The organism is Natronorubrum sp. A-ect3 (assembly GCF_041821125.1).
Classification (GTDB): Archaea; Halobacteriota; Halobacteria; order Halobacteriales; family Natrialbaceae; genus Natronorubrum; species Natronorubrum bangense.
In genome coordinates this window covers 194,917-209,128 of record NZ_JBGUBB010000003.1, presented here as the reverse complement: position 1 = coordinate 209,128, position 14,212 = coordinate 194,917, and the positions used below count along the sequence as shown (strand labels likewise).

Sequence of the window (14,212 nt, the reverse complement as noted above, 5' to 3'; positions counted from 1 at the left end):
AATTAACCCCGTTGCTGCCATAGGCCAGTGTATGCACGATTTGACTGGCTTTCAACGCGACTTGCTCTATGCAATCGCCGGCCACGACGAGCCACACGGACTCGCGATCAAAGACGAACTCGAGAACTACTACGAGAAAGAGATTCTCGCCGGACGACTCTATCCAAACCTCGACACACTCGTCGACAAAGGACTCGTCGAAAAAGGAACGATTGATCGGCGAACGAACTACTACTCACTAACACGTCGTGGTCAACGTGAGACCGAAGCGCGACGCGAATGGGAACAGCAGTATGTTGGTGAGCTGCTCGTAGACTCGTAGCTCAAATACCGTCAAGCAAATTTTCGAAGCGGGCACTCGAACTCGAGAGTCGTCTCTGTACTCTCTTTCCAGATATTTTCACGACTAGTGAGTGTCTTAAGACCGAGTTGTCACTGTACAGCTTGCTGCAATTGTGTAAGTGATTACCACGGGTCGGGTGACCCGTGGCTTCCTGTTTAAATCTCTCCAGGCCTCTATTCGCCATTCAAGCCGCCGGTCGGCAGTTGAAACAGTATCACGGTCCCTCGAGGCTCGTTGTCAGTAATTTTCAACTCCCCACCAAGCGTTGTTGTGAGCCACTCCATTATCCACAGGTCAATGCTGAGACCGTGATTCAGCGGCGTTTCTTTACCCGACTCAATCGCCTGCCGTTCAAGTTCTGGAATCCCCGGACCATTATCAGCGATGGATATCTGCAACTGGTCAGAATCCGGCTTTCGCTGCACCGTGATCGTCACTTCTGGCGGGGTCTGATCGTTATGGCTGATTGCGTTCTCGACGGCCTCGTCCATAGCTTTCGTAAACAGCTTTCGGTTCCGAACGTGAATGTCCACCATCCCGTCTTCGATGGTGCTGGTAATGTCTGCGTCTGGATACTGTCGCTGATACGTTTCGACGAGAGACGCGATATTAAGACGGTCCCACGACTGGTTATCTTCGGTCGGATCCCAGATTGCACGAATCTCTGCGGTCTTTTCGGCGATCTTTTGCATCGATGCAGTCTGTTCTCGAATCGCCGCAACCGACGCTTGGCGAGCCTCGGGATTCAACTCTCCGGCTTCTAACAGCTCTGCGTGCCCATCAATTACGTTAAGCGAGTTTCGCAAGTTATGTCGCAACACTCGATTCATCACATCGAGCGTCTGGGTTGTGAGTACCTTTTCGGTAATATCTTGCTCGATGGCTACGAAATGTGTCATGTCGCCGTCCGAATCCGTTATGGGAATGATCTTTTGTTTGACTTCGAAGAGTTCTCCGTGTTTGGTCCGATTCGTCAGTTCTGCTTCCCAGACCTCTTCAGCCGTGATTGTTTTCCACAACTCCCGATAGAACTGTTCGTCTTGCTGACCGGATTTGAGAATTCTGGGGTTGCGTCCCCTCGCCTCCGCGGCCGTATACCCGGTCAACTGCTCGAAGGCAGGATTAACGTATTCGATCGTTCCCTCGGGATCGGTGATCAGAATGGCTCTCTCTGCTTCTTCGGCCTGTTCTCTGAACAGCGAGAGATCCTTTTCATATCGCTTCTCAGCGGTGATGTCCTGCTGATAGCCGAGGTAGTGCGTTACCGTTCCGGATTCAGACTGGATTGGGATGAGCGTAACACGATTCCAGAACATCGAGCCGTCTTTCCGATAGTTCCGCAACTCGACAGTGACAGGCTTTTCTGCCTCAATCGCAGCCCGCATCTTCACTACTGGCTCCTCGCGTGTGTTCTCTCCTTGAAGAAATCGACAGTTCCGTCCGAGAATCTCGTCTCGAGGATAGCCGGTGAGTTCACAAAAGCCATCATTGACATAAATAAGTGGATCGTCGAGTTTGGCCGGGTCTGCGATCGTGATACCGATCGGTGCTTCATCCATCGCTTGATAGTCAAGCTGCCGACGGCCCTCGGAGTCCGAATCAGCAATCGGAAACACCGACGTTTGTACCTGCTCAGTGCCGTCCCATTCGATCAACACACTCACAACGATAGCATGCTGTGGCTGATCAGTATTCGTTTGCAGCTCAACGGCCAGTCCGAGGACAGGTACATCTTCATTTTCGATGCGGGCCACTTGCTCCCGAAGTGGTGAGTGATAGTCCGGTTCGACGAGTCCTGTAAGTGATGTACCGACGAGCTGCTCTTGAGAGTCTGCCCCTACGAGTGTACAAAATGTAGAATTCGCGTAGACTATCTCTATGCCTGAATGGATGAGAAATGAATCCGGCATCGTCTCTGAGGACATAATCAAATAGACCTATTCAAAATATGTGGTATTTTCGGAGTTCCTCTATCGAATTATAACACGAGAGGGCTCTCTCGATAATGAGTTTAAAGAGTACATATCGTTTAGTGTCCACACGATCAACTAAATTCAATTTGCTGGATGAAACGCATGTTGAATACGGATGACAAAATCTTTCTCATTCTGAGCTGAATGCGGCGAAAAAACGATGCCGGTACAAGGGTTTAATTGCTTTCGGGGGTACTGACTTGCATATGACAACAGGGGACATGAACGGAGCTGCATTTTGGGGGAATGTGGATGCCGATCAAGCCCTCCAAAATTATCAAACCCTTGTTGAGGCGGCTGATGCAGGGGTCTATCAACTCGACTCAGATGGACGATTTGTCGGGGTCAACGATGCAATTACTGAGATAACCGGCTACAGCCGTGAGGAACTTGTCGACTCGCACGTTTCGCTTCTCCTCGAGGAGGCCGCGATCGAACGCGTTGAAGAGAATCTTCGGAACCGGCTCAAAAGCGGTGAAACCCCGGACAACCAGCGAACGTTCGATCTATTGATTGAAACTGCCGATGGCGAATCGAAATCCTGTGAGATCCGACCGAGCCTTCTCACCGACGGTGGTGAGTTCTACGGTACGTTCGGTATCGTTCACGAAACCTCCGAGCAGAACAAGACGGAGCGGACACTTACCTTTCGTGAGCAACCAGAACAACGACTCGAAGAACAAGAGGCAACGTTACGCGAAATCCACGAAGTCATCTCTGACGGAGAGCGATCGTTTGAGGAGAAAGTCAATAGTTTGTTAGGTATCGCGCAGGATGTGATCGGAACGGACTTCGCTTCTCTGTCGCACGTCAACGGAGATGAGTATCGCTTCCAGGTCGTACGAGCTCCAGACGATACGATACAGGCGGGAGATGTCGTTCCGCGCTCGGCGACGGTGTGCGAACGAGTAATCCGCACAGGAGAGTCGCTCGTCCTCGAAGACGTCGCCGCCGAAGCACCGGCACTCGCTGACCGAGCAGAGAACGCTGCGTGGGGAATCGCGTGCTACCTCGCCGCGCCTGTTTTTAAAGACGGAGACCTGTACGGTACGTTCTGCTTTTACGACGAAGACGTCCGCGAAGAACCGTTTTCTGACTGGGAGATCACGCTGGTAGACCTGCTAAGTCGGCTGATCGCCTCCGAACTCGAACGGAAAGAACGGGAGGAGGAACTCCGCAAGAGCGAGGAGAAATTCCGTCAGCTCGCCGACCATCTCAAAGAAGTCGTCTACATCGAATCAGCCGAGAGAGACCAGGTGCATTACGTTAACCCATCCTACGAAACCATCTGGGGCCAAAACCGTGAGCACCTTTACGAGAATCCAACAGCGTTCGTCGATGCCATCCATTCGGATGACCGAGAACGTGTCCGGAAACTGGTCAACGAACAGATCGAGTACGAAACGGAATACCGAATCGTCCGTCCCGACGGCAGTGAACGGTGGATCCACGATCGGACAAACGCTGTTCACGACGAAGACGGAACGGTAGCTCGAATCGTTGGGATCGCTTCCGACATCACGGAGCGCAAGAAGTATCAGCGCGAACTCAAGAAGTCCAACGAACGTCTCGAACAGTTCGCGTACGCCGCCTCACACGACCTTCAGGAGCCGTTACGGATGGTCTCGAGCTACCTCCAGCTGATCGACAATCGGTACGGTGACGAACTCAACGAAGATGGACAGGAATTCCTCGAATTCGCCGTCGACGGTGCCGAACGAATGCGTGAGATGACCGACGGTCTGCTCGAATACTCCCGCGTCGAAACGAGAGTCGAACCGTTCAGATCAGTTTCTCTCGAAGAGGTGCTTAAAGACGTTCGAATAGATCTTCAACTCCAAATCGAGCAATTAGACGCGGAGATCACGGCGGAGTCGCTTCCGCGCGTTCACGGAGATGGCAGTCAACTTCGGCAGGTGTTTCAGAATCTGTTGAGCAATGCCATTGAGTACAGTGGCGAGGAGCCGCCCCGTGTTCACATTTCGGCAGCATTCGAAGGGTCGAAGTGCCGTATCTCGGTTCGCGATGAAGGAATCGGCATCGATCCCACTGATACCGACCGGGTGTTCGAGGTGTTCCAACGCCTCCATAGCCACGAGGAACACGATGGAACGGGGATTGGTCTCGCACTCTGTAAGCGCATCGTTGAGCGACACGGCGGTGAGATTTGGGTCGAGTCCGAACCGGGCGAGTGGACGACGGTTTCGTTTACGTTACCAACTGCAGACGAGCCACGTGAATGACAACCTCTCCCGATCACCCACACCCCCATTGTGGCGGTACCTTCACTGCGTTTTAGCGATTCGAACCCGTCATAAAAATAGCATCCTGGAGTATCTGAACCGTATTTGAGCGTGACCGCTGTCACAGCGGCGGTGTTGTCTCAGGTGGTTCTCGAGTGTCTACTGCTTGCTCGTAGGCGTAGGCCATCTCAATGAGTCGGTGCTCGTTGTACGGGATCCCAAGTATCTCGACGCCGACCGGGAGTCCATTTTCGGTTAACCCGCCAGGGACGGATATTGCCGGACACTGTGACTGTGCACCGATCGGTGTGTTGGTTGGATAGTTTGCGGTTGTATATCGGTCTCCAAGCTCGGAGATTTTCGGCGGCACGACCTGAACATCTGGGAAGACAATCCCATTGAGTTCGTTCGCGGTGAAGGTTTCCAAGATGTCACGCCGAAACGATTCCTGGCCGACCGTTTTCCGCCAGAAATCCAGTTCTTCCTCCGGAACGACGTCCATGTGTGCGATGCTTTCGATCAGGTCGAGGTCCTCATGGTACTCACCGGCTTCGTATATTTCTCTGACACTGTCGTATGGGAGTTCTCGTTCCGCAAGGAAGTCATTGAGAGCCAGCTTAGCATAGTATTCATAGACAACAGTGTCCCCGATTTGCTCTTCCATATCAGGAATAGAGACTGGATCCACAAGTTCAGCACCCGCATCCACCATTTTCTCGAGAGCGGATTCGACAATGTCGTTCACCGACGCCGCACGTGGGTTGTCATCGTCACCGAAAGCCTCACGCAAAACGCCGATTCGAGTACCCTCGAGACCATCCTCGTTCAGGTAGTCCGTGTATGACTCGACATCGATCTGTGCTATGGCACCCGTCCACTCGTCTTTCGGGTCATAGCCAACAAGGACGTCAAGGAGTTTCGTCATATCAGTCATCGTCCGGGCCATCGGTCCGGGGGTATCTTGACGCGGGACGATTGGTGAATGTCCGTCGCAACTGATTAGCCCAGTTGTAACGCGAATGCCGTATAGGTTACAATTTGCCGAGGGAACCCGAACAGATCCACCGGTATCCTCACCGATTCCGACTGTGCCGAGATTAGCAGCGACGGCTGATCCAGTTCCGGAACTCGACCCGCCTGGGTCTCGGCTGGTGTCGTATGGATTTTTAGTTTGCCCAGCGGCCGAAGAGTGACCGAAGAAAGCTGAGGCGAAATCTGGGAGATTAGTCTTGGCTAAGACGATCCCGCCAGCTTCCTTAACATTTGAAACAAGCGTTGCATCCTCGTCAGGCACGTAGTCAAGGCAGGTTTCGGATCCGAAGGTAGTCCGTATATCGGCTGTTTCCGCTTGGTCCTTGACGAGAACTGGAATACCGTGAAGTGGGCCGACAAATCCGTTCTCGTTGAGTTCTTTGTCAAGTTCAGCGGCGCGGTCAACCGCCTCTTCGTTGATTGTTATGATGGAATTCAGTTCGGGTCCATCTTGATCATAGGCTTTGATCCGGTCCAAATATCGGTTAGTGAGCGCTTCGCTGGAAAGTTCTCCAGCTTTCATTGCATCGTGTATTTCGTCGATTGTTGCTTCCACTATCTCAAAATCATTTGACATTGGTACGAGTCGTATTACCATACCAATGCTACAAGTATGTTACCACAGATCAGAATAGGTAAAATTCTCGTACCAATGTACCAAGTTGCAATAATTAAAAGAGCACCAGAGTTCAGAGGGTGTATCAATCGAAGGGCGGCCGAGAATAGCCTCACTCCGTTAGATTTCTCAACAGCAATCATATCGAAGGGAACTCGTTTTATTCCTGATAATCGTTCTACAATAACCGATACGAAGCCGTTCTCACTATGTTAGATTCCTCACGCTGAATAGAGTTCAGAATGATTTATAAGATAGGTATTTGTGTAGTGGTAGCAAATAACACAATGTGTAGTTACAATGGACGGCATTCACGATCTCGGTGGGACCGATGGCATAGGGCAAATAGAGAGAGACCCTGCCGAACCCTACTTCCACGAAGAGTGGGAGGAAGCGGTATTCGGGCTGCTCCCGATAACGATGGGGCAGGGGTTTTTCAATATTGATGAGTTCAGGCATGCAATCGAGCGGATGGATCCAGCCCACTACTTGGACTCGCCGTACTATGAACACTGGCTGAGCGCGTATGAAACGCTCCTGATTGAGAAGGGAGTCCTCTCGGAAGAGGAACTACAGAGCCGACTCAAACAGGTTCGTTCAGCAGACAATCCTGAAGAGCTTGTCCCGCAACGAGAAGATCCCGAGTTCACTGAAGGGATGCTGGAACTCGTCGAGTCGGGAGCCTCAACAATGCGCGAAGAGGTCGAACCAGCGTTCGGGGAAGGCGACCAGGTACGGGTGAAGAACATGCACCCCGAAGGACATACTCGATGTCCGGAGTACGTCCGTCAAGCCCATGGCGAGATTTCGGAGCACTTGGGGACATTTGTCCTTCCTGATGCACATGCCCACGAGCAGGGTGAGAGTCCGGAGCCGTTGTACACCGTCCGCTTCGACAGCACCGAGTTGTGGGGCGAAGAGTACGCTGAGCCGAACGAATCCGTCTACATCGACCTCTGGGAGGGATACCTGAACCCAGTTTGACCGAGCCATGACATCCGAACACACCCACTCGCATGCTCACCCACATAGGGACGAGGTCGAAGTCGAACTCTCCGATGAACCCCAGTTCGAGTCTGGCACGCGAGTACAACTTGTCCAAGCAGCTTTGGAGAAGTATAAACGGCGGCCAGAGTACGCAGAAGGGGCAGAAGGTGTAATTGAACGGGTTCATGGCGCCTATCTTCCACCAACAGCAGTCGGCGAACCCAAGGGCGAATACCTCTACTCCGTACGCTTCCGGCCACAGGAGATTTGGGGGCCTGACCATCCTGAACGGAACGGGAGCGTTTACATCGATATCTGGGAAGACGCCATCGAGACCATATGACCAATCCATGCAACTACCGTACAGTGAGCTCGACCGCCACCAAACGAGAGTGACCACAACCTATGAGTGAACCACATCCCGTAGAAACAACCGACCCAGAAGACCGCGCACGAGCAATCCAGTCGCTACTTATTGAGAAGGGGTTGGCGTCCACCGACGCAATCGACGAAATTGTCAGCAAGTACGAAGAGGACATCGGCTCGATGAACGGAGCCAGAGCCGTCGCAAAGGCCTGGACTGATCCCGAGTACAAGGAGTGGTTGTTATCCGATGCCTCCACAGCCCTCGATGAGCTCGGCTACACTGGGCTGGAGGGCGTGGACCTCGGTGTCTACGAGAATACGCCTGAAGTCCACAATGTGATTGTCTGCACACTCTGTTCATGTTTCCCGTGGCCGACGCTTGGCCTGCCACCAACATGGTACAAGGCGCCGCCCTACCGGGCAAAGATGGTCAAATATCCACGACGGACACTCCGGGAGGAGTTTGACCTTGATCTCGACGACGACATCGAGATCAAAGTCCGTGACACGAGCGCCGAAGTGCGGTATATGGTACTGCCGCAACGTCCAGCGGGGACAGAGGGGATGAGCGAGGAGGAACTTGCCGAGCTCATTACCCGGGACTCGATGATTGGCGTCGAACGGTTGGGTGAGAAACACGCAGACGAATTGCGATGAGCGACGATATTAACCGTACGATCACCGAGATCAAAGACGCAGCCGATCCACCCCAAAAGAGCGGCGAACTCGTATTTAATGCCCCGTGGCAAGCACGCGCCTTCAGCTTGGTCGTCACGCTCCACCGACAGGGGCTGTTCGAGTGGAACGAGTTCCAGAGCCGCCTCATCGAACAGGTGAACGCTGGTGCGTTCGAGGAAGAGGAGGATGACCCCGAGGCCGTCTACTACCGTCAGTGGATCGCGGCGTTCGAACGCCTTCTGGCGGACAAAGAGCTGTTCGACAATGATATCATCGAAGAACGAGCCCAAGAGTTCGCACAAGGCGAACGAGATGCCTCAGAGTTTGTCATCGGCGAAACTGGTGGTCACTGATCGCATCCCACCTCTCCGCCGATCCGTTCTGCCTGCAGAGAACTTGATTCAGCGGACTCGTTGAGCAGCGAACTCTCGCTGGCACTTGTCGGAGAGGACGAACGCAAACAGCACTGGATTGAATCGCTCTTCAAGCCTGACTTACTGTGTGTTAATTGATCGGAGGAAGTACACTCGGTATACGTTTCTTGGCCGGCCATACCCATATAAGGAAATAAGTAATAGTTACTGGAATTACAAACATAGTGTTTGTGAATAGACTCATAACTAATCCAAGTGGATAAAGAAAAATTCCAGGTGGAAGAGTCCCACCAAACTTATTGAGTATATCGAAAATGATGGCGGGAATTGAAAGAAGAGTGGTAGGAAGAACCGCCAAAACGGCGAATGCCTGAATTGCTTCATCCGCCTGTGGTGTAGTAAGAAGTGTTACAAGAGTTAAGAATAGAGAACTGGCGCCGGCTAGTACTGGGAGATACCACCATTTATTGGTGCGAGAGGCAATAGGTGCAAGAGATTGAACGATCGGTCCCGGAGAGTAGTTTTCAGAGCCCATGATCCATGTCATCAGTTAATTTTCAAATACTTTTCTGTTGACTTGATCCGGAGGTAGGGTGATCTCATCCACTATTCTCGCACATTATTTTTTGCCAAAATTCAGATAGACTTGTACTTTCGCCGGTACGTACCCTGTACTGACCGATCACTCCCCTCACACATCATCTTCCAATTTGTGCCATATTCGCTCTCTGAATTCAGCACCTACAGTGGTGAATCGGTCGACAAGGGCGATCCACTCGAGGCGGTGGCCGACTCACCACACCCGTCGCTTACTCGCGAAACTGGGGATGCGATTTTCGCACTCGAGTACACACCCCACGGTGGGCTCGACATCTACAGCAATGGGCTGTATGTGACGACAAAACGCGAGTATGGCATTGGTGGGGTGATCGTCTCGAAGGGAAATCTGACGCTGAATTTTGCGCGTAACGACAACCAGTCCAGCTGTGAGCGCTGGCAGCGGATCGACAGCGCACTCGAGCAGGCGCGAGACGATCTGTATGCAGACGTCTCAGACGACCGGCTAACTGCTGAGAGTCGGGAAGCGATGGCATCCGACGGCGATGACGAATCGGGCGAGCAGTGGGCCGATCGCAAGCTGTTCCAGTTGGCAACCGAGTCTCGCATCAGTCTCGAGGAGATCCAGGCAGTCCCAAGGATTGGATGGGTTGACGGTCCCCAGAAAGGTGCGGACAAACTCGTCGAGCGTGGCTACGTCGTCCTCGATACGAGCGATGCGGCTACCCAACGGCTTCGCGACCCCGCCGGCGACGAGAATATATCGATAGCGGTGCCAGAAGCATTCGGTGTTGGCGAGCAAGCAGAGTCAGAAGGTGTCTGGACGGGCTATCATCGGATTGAGGACGAATCGCAGTTGAACGCTGACCAGCAGCGGTATCTTCGCTTCGCTCGAGTATTGGCAGCAGAGCTTGGAATTGACCGAGATGTATACTACGGCGAGGCGAGCGCCGATGCCTGGACTGATGGTAGGACATACATCGTGATCACCGACTCGGCTGTGACGAGTCGGCAACGTGCCGTCTGGATGTACGATCTATATTTGATGATGTTGCATGAGGCGGCGCACGACACCTCGAGTCGCGATCGGCCCTCTCATGGACATCACTTCGAGAGCACGTTTCGGTCGCTTGTGGAGGGTCCAGGGAATCAACGTTCGTTCGCGGAGCTTGTCCAGCAGGTCGTCGATGAAGGATTCGAGTCCGTGTTCGAAGAGTACGGGGTGGGGTGCTAGCAGAACGTAGTCATCGCTTCTGGCCAAGTTCGGTAACGGTGCGGCGAGATGGAGGACCGACTCGAGCAACTCGGGACATCGATCTATCGGTGTATAGCAGTGAACTGCTTCGAGTCAAGTGGTTCGAGGCACTCTGTCTTGAACGCCTGTAGACAGTCGTGTGATTTCTTTATATCCTAAAATAAACAATAACTACACATGCTTATTGGCCGCTGAACATTCTACCAGTTACAATAGATCTTCTCGCTGCCATGCAACATACATAGCGCGTATCGCTCACCGGCTACACTTTTTTCAGCCCGTGCAGATTCGGCAGTAGATGATGTTATGTGAGGAACTCACATAGTTGGATACGGGTGAACTGACCTGTATCGATCCAATACAGCCGGACAAAGGGACGGACATGGAAATCGTCACGTCCACGGATGGAGCTGAGATAGCGTTTGCACGGACGGGAAGCGGATCACCGCTCATGCTCGTTCACGAGAGTGAAACCGATCTGACCTATTGGATCTGTCTGGAGTCAGTTCTGCCCTGGTGGACTGCCGCATGGTCTACGCGCTCGGCTGGCCCGGTCGCGGTGCAAACGGAGACGCCGACGGGTACGGTCTGAAGACCATCTTCCAGTTCAATCAAATCAAAACGTGGAACCAATCAAGTGAATCAGAATTCAATTTATGACATTAGCAACTGTACCGCAGTACGACAGTGAACGATCTCCGACAGAGAGGGGCATGCGGTAGTAGTCGGTGCGGGCATAGCCGGTCTGGTGGCGGCCCGTGTTCTCGCAGATGCATTTGATGAGGTCACGGTACTTGATCGTGATACGCTTCCGGATGAACCAGTTGCACGCCGCGGCGTCCCCCAGGCTCGCCAAATCCATATTCTGTGGGAGGCCGGACGGGCGACGCTAGAAGAATTGTTCCCGGGCTACATCGAAGAGTTGCGTACCGCTGGTGGGGTGGTAATCAATGGCCGGCGCGACTTCTACATGTACAGCCAAGGCGATTTCCTCGCCGCCGGGTCGGAGCCGTTTCAACTCTACGCAGCGACGCGGCCGCTGTACGAGCAGTTGCTTCGACGACGTGTCTCCGGACTCGACGGAGTCGTTCTACGGGGCAACTGTCCGTTTCTTGAATATCTCGCTGACGATGGAGTGACCAGCGTGAAGGGTGTGGTGATCCGGGATGGTGGCTCTGAGAAGGAACTCGCCGCAGATCTGGTCGTCGATGCCACCGGCCGAACGAGCCAGACACCGAACTGGCTAGAGAAGTACGGTTACACGCCGCCTGCCACCGAGGAGGTACACGTCGATCTAGCCTACAGCGCCAATCTTATTGAGCGACCAGCCGACGACCGCCGAATGATCGGTGTGCTGGCCGAGGCACCGCGTACCCGTGGTGGGGCAGTGTTACCCGTTGAAGACAATCGCTGGCTGGTGAACCTGCACGGGATCCACGGTGATCATCCTCCAACGGATGTGAACGAATCCAAAGACTTCGCAGCGAGTCTGCCAACCCCAATCGTAAAAGACCTCCTGGACGATCGCCTCCGGGTATCCGATGAGATCGCCTTCTATCCGTTCCCGTCGAACCGGCGATACCGGTACGAAGAACTCGACCGCTTCCCGGACGGTCTAGTCGTCATGGGTGATGCGATCGCGAGTTTCAATCCGATTTACGGACAAGGCATGTCAGTGGCCGCGCTTGAAGCGCTGATGCTTCACCACACGCTTGCGACGGACGATAGGGAGCAGTTCGGGCTTCGCTTTTTTGCTCGTGCCGCAGAGGTCGTCGAGCCCGCGTGGATGTTAGCCACAGGAGCGGACTTCGGTTTCTCACAGACAGAAGGCGACAGACCTCGTGGAACTGCCTTCTTCAACTGGTATCTGGCCCGACTGTTCCGAAAGGCCCATACTGACAGGGAATTGACTAATTCATTCACTCGCGTCCTCTCGATGCAGCAACCTCCCACCTCGCTGTTACGCCCCGGTGTAATGTGGCGCGTGCTAAGGCCGGGCCAGAGAGACAAGCAGGCGTCGCTACGAGAGTCTCCTCACAATCACGTGGCAAGTCACATCGAAGACGATGAGACGGATCCATCCCCGCGAGAAGGAAACAGCATTGACGCGACTGATGGAGCTTGAATTCAGTCGAGATACTGGGTCGTGTTTCGATCCCTAGTTCTTTTTCGAGAAGTAAATCTTACTCGACAAATGGAGCACACATTTGCCAGTAATTGGCCATGTAGAGGCGATAACTTTCCCCAAGAAATCAATACAACAGGAGTCGTTCTCGGTGCAACCGGGAGCAAACGGGTGGCATGCCTACTCAACGGTTTTTCAGTCGATTTGACCTGAATCAAACGTAGCCACTATGCTGGATGCAGCCTCTTTGTTCAGCAGGTCGTTTCTGACGCCTATCCGAGAGGTGGATAGCTGCTCCGGCAACGCCTTCGCCTGTACCGGCCACAAGTTTCACGGCTCGCCCTGGATCGAGAAGCTATATTGCCAACTACTGATAGAGCAGTTTTTCGCAAAGTCTAACATTACTCTTCCGGGGATGTGACCCGAAGTTCGTCTTCGACTTCGTAGAAGTAGCCTCGCTCGAGGAGTCGCGTCAGTGCGTACTCGACGTCCCGTTGCTCGAGTGCTAACTCTGAATCAGAGAGCAGCACGTCGGTAGCATTGTCGTGCTCGATCACTTGAACAACAGCTTTTCCATTGTCCAGCTGGTCTGCATGAGAGCACAGTAGGTCGTAGCACTCGAGAATCCACTCCGGAAGTGGTGGTCGTGGATCTGTGATGCCAGCCATTGTAGTTCTGTATAGTCATTTCGGCAGTCACCCGCTTAACAGTGTCCATGGTTCCAGTCCAAGTCCTGCATTTTTGACCTGCCAAAAATCCGGTTCGGCAACTACTGTTCAGTAGTGTGGAAGATGTCAAGCCTGTCCATCAGTACAACGTCCTCTCGTGTCTCGAGGCTATCGCGGGTAAGGCCTGTGTAGTCTCGAGGGAACACAACAGTCTTCCTCGCGAACAACGATCTGCACACGCCCAATTCAGAACTCTCTCCGCCGTATTCTTTTTCGTAGAACGAGTCTAAACCCAACCTGGCTAACCCGAACAGTTACCTAATTTCGGCCGGAAAAGACGCATATGAGCAATGGGGCGGACGCCCACGGCGGCCCGCCCGAAAGGCCAACCGATCCTTTCGGTGGGGAAGACGTTCTGCCGTTCGAGAAACAGCGACGTGCACACCGGTTTATCACGCAGGAAACTCGCTACTACACTATCCAGGCAATCCTCGGGCATCCTGACCATCTCGTCACACTGGACGAATTGGAATACTTAGTGCCCAAGAATCGATCGACTATCCTTGAGCATCTCGACCGCCTCGCAGAGAAAGAACTCGTGACAAAACAGGTCTATGACGGCGATGACGCTGAACAGAATGACCCACGCGAGTTCTGGAGGTTCACCAGCTACGGCCTCACCCTACTCGATGAATACGACTATCTTCGGTATGTGCCTGTGCTGCGCGCCCTTCAGGACAACCTCTATCTGACTGAGAAAATCGAGCGACACCGAAACGCACCTCGTCCCGCCCTGCCTGATAACGTTGCCAACGCTTTCACCGCGCCCACTCTCGACGATGAAATGCAAGCTGAACTTGACGACGTGTTGGCTGCCCGGGAGCGTGGTGGCGGCCGACTCTTCGACGCTCCCCCGGTGAAACCTGACCCGGACGCCACCACCGAGGACGACGCAGATCTCCCGCTCGACGAACTGTTCTGATACTAAGATAAC

13 protein-coding genes are annotated in these 14,212 nt (G+C 53.4%); 9 read left to right on the top strand and 4 right to left on the bottom strand.

The genetic code is table 11. From position 1 onward, the window contains the following. The first annotated feature begins 31 nt into the window (after window positions 1–31). Entirely contained in the window at window positions 32–322 is a 291-nt protein-coding gene (locus ACERJA_RS12970; protein WP_373608675.1) for a helix-turn-helix transcriptional regulator, read from the top strand. 194 nt (window positions 323–516) lie between these two features. Here ACERJA_RS12970 and ACERJA_RS12965 read toward each other — a convergent pair whose 3' ends face one another. Continuing rightward, window positions 517–2,268 carry a PAS domain-containing protein gene (locus tag ACERJA_RS12965; RefSeq protein WP_373608674.1) on the bottom strand — a complete coding sequence of 584 codons (1,752 nt, stop codon included), beginning with the start codon at window positions 2,266–2,268 and terminating at the stop codon, window positions 517–519. Window positions 2,269–2,522: 254 nt separating this feature from the next. Between ACERJA_RS12965 and ACERJA_RS12960 the strand changes: the two genes are divergently transcribed. Continuing rightward, complete coding sequence (locus ACERJA_RS12960) at window positions 2,523–4,559, top strand: PAS domain S-box protein (protein WP_373608673.1); 2,037 nt, start codon at window positions 2,523–2,525, stop codon at window positions 4,557–4,559. A gap of 121 nt (window positions 4,560–4,680) precedes the next feature. Here ACERJA_RS12960 and ACERJA_RS12955 read toward each other — a convergent pair whose 3' ends face one another. Then, window positions 4,681–6,189, bottom strand: coding sequence for an amidase (locus tag ACERJA_RS12955; RefSeq protein ID WP_373608672.1), 1,509 nt, complete (start codon window positions 6,187–6,189; stop codon window positions 4,681–4,683). Between the two features lie 318 nt (window positions 6,190–6,507). Between ACERJA_RS12955 and nthB the strand changes: the two genes are divergently transcribed. From nthB to ACERJA_RS12935, 4 genes are all read left to right on the top strand, one after another. Then, window positions 6,508–7,191 (top strand): nitrile hydratase subunit beta, encoded by a 684-nt coding sequence (gene nthB / locus ACERJA_RS12950; protein WP_373608671.1) that lies wholly within the window; start codon window positions 6,508–6,510, stop codon window positions 7,189–7,191. Between the two features lie 7 nt (window positions 7,192–7,198). Continuing rightward, on the top strand, window positions 7,199–7,537 hold the full coding sequence (locus ACERJA_RS12945; RefSeq protein ID WP_373608670.1) for an SH3-like domain-containing protein: 339 nt from the start codon (window positions 7,199–7,201) through the stop codon (window positions 7,535–7,537). Between the two features lie 62 nt (window positions 7,538–7,599). Further along, window positions 7,600–8,217, top strand: coding sequence for a nitrile hydratase subunit alpha (gene nthA, locus ACERJA_RS12940; protein WP_373608669.1), 618 nt, complete (start codon window positions 7,600–7,602; stop codon window positions 8,215–8,217). Further along, the gene (locus ACERJA_RS12935; protein ID WP_373608668.1) at window positions 8,214–8,591 is read left to right on the top strand and encodes a nitrile hydratase accessory protein; all 378 of its coding nucleotides are present in this window, start codon (window positions 8,214–8,216) and stop codon (window positions 8,589–8,591) included. The genes nthA and ACERJA_RS12935 overlap by 4 nt, the downstream gene beginning before the upstream one ends. Window positions 8,592–8,742: 151 nt before the next feature. Here ACERJA_RS12935 and ACERJA_RS12930 read toward each other — a convergent pair whose 3' ends face one another. Beyond that, window positions 8,743–9,147 (bottom strand): hypothetical protein, encoded by a 405-nt coding sequence (locus ACERJA_RS12930; protein WP_373608667.1) that lies wholly within the window; start codon window positions 9,145–9,147, stop codon window positions 8,743–8,745. Window positions 9,148–9,324: 177 nt separating this feature from the next. Between ACERJA_RS12930 and ACERJA_RS12925 the strand changes: the two genes are divergently transcribed. Together ACERJA_RS12925 and ACERJA_RS12920 are read left to right on the top strand one after the other, a co-directional pair. Continuing rightward, window positions 9,325–10,404: a hypothetical protein gene (locus ACERJA_RS12925; RefSeq protein WP_373608666.1), complete on the top strand. Its 1,080-nt coding sequence runs from the start codon at window positions 9,325–9,327 to the stop codon at window positions 10,402–10,404. Window positions 10,405–11,173: 769 nt separating this feature from the next. Further along, window positions 11,174–12,550 carry an NAD(P)/FAD-dependent oxidoreductase gene (locus ACERJA_RS12920; protein WP_373608665.1) on the top strand — a complete coding sequence of 459 codons (1,377 nt, stop codon included), beginning with the start codon at window positions 11,174–11,176 and terminating at the stop codon, window positions 12,548–12,550. A gap of 401 nt (window positions 12,551–12,951) precedes the next feature. On the opposite strand, the gene ACERJA_RS12915 is transcribed toward ACERJA_RS12920, so the two are convergent. Continuing rightward, window positions 12,952–13,218, bottom strand: a complete 267-nt coding sequence (locus ACERJA_RS12915; RefSeq protein ID WP_373608664.1) for a hypothetical protein — start codon at window positions 13,216–13,218, stop codon at window positions 12,952–12,954. A 343-nt stretch (window positions 13,219–13,561) separates the two neighbouring features. Between ACERJA_RS12915 and ACERJA_RS12910 the strand changes: the two genes are divergently transcribed. After that, on the top strand, window positions 13,562–14,200 hold the full coding sequence (locus ACERJA_RS12910; RefSeq protein ID WP_373608663.1) for a hypothetical protein: 639 nt from the start codon (window positions 13,562–13,564) through the stop codon (window positions 14,198–14,200). Window positions 14,201–14,212 lie beyond the last annotated feature (12 nt).

Coding starts and splice junctions, on each gene's coding strand:
- ACERJA_RS12945 (WP_373608670.1), top strand. CDS start 7,199: ATGACATCCGAACACACCCACTCGCATGCTCACCCACATAGGGACGAG.
- ACERJA_RS12955 (WP_373608672.1), bottom strand. CDS start 6,189: ATGGTAATACGACTCGTACCAATGTCAAATGATTTTGAGATAGTGGAA.
- ACERJA_RS12965 (WP_373608674.1), bottom strand. CDS start 2,268: ATGTCCTCAGAGACGATGCCGGATTCATTTCTCATCCATTCAGGCATA.
- ACERJA_RS12960 (WP_373608673.1), top strand. CDS start 2,523: ATGACAACAGGGGACATGAACGGAGCTGCATTTTGGGGGAATGTGGAT.
- nthA (WP_373608669.1), top strand. CDS start 7,600: ATGAGTGAACCACATCCCGTAGAAACAACCGACCCAGAAGACCGCGCA.
- ACERJA_RS12935 (WP_373608668.1), top strand. CDS start 8,214: ATGAGCGACGATATTAACCGTACGATCACCGAGATCAAAGACGCAGCC.
- ACERJA_RS12970 (WP_373608675.1), top strand. CDS start 32: ATGCACGATTTGACTGGCTTTCAACGCGACTTGCTCTATGCAATCGCC.
- ACERJA_RS12915 (WP_373608664.1), bottom strand. CDS start 13,218: ATGGCTGGCATCACAGATCCACGACCACCACTTCCGGAGTGGATTCTC.
- nthB (WP_373608671.1), top strand. CDS start 6,508: ATGGACGGCATTCACGATCTCGGTGGGACCGATGGCATAGGGCAAATA.
- ACERJA_RS12910 (WP_373608663.1), top strand. CDS start 13,562: ATGAGCAATGGGGCGGACGCCCACGGCGGCCCGCCCGAAAGGCCAACC.
- ACERJA_RS12930 (WP_373608667.1), bottom strand. CDS start 9,147: ATGGGCTCTGAAAACTACTCTCCGGGACCGATCGTTCAATCTCTTGCA.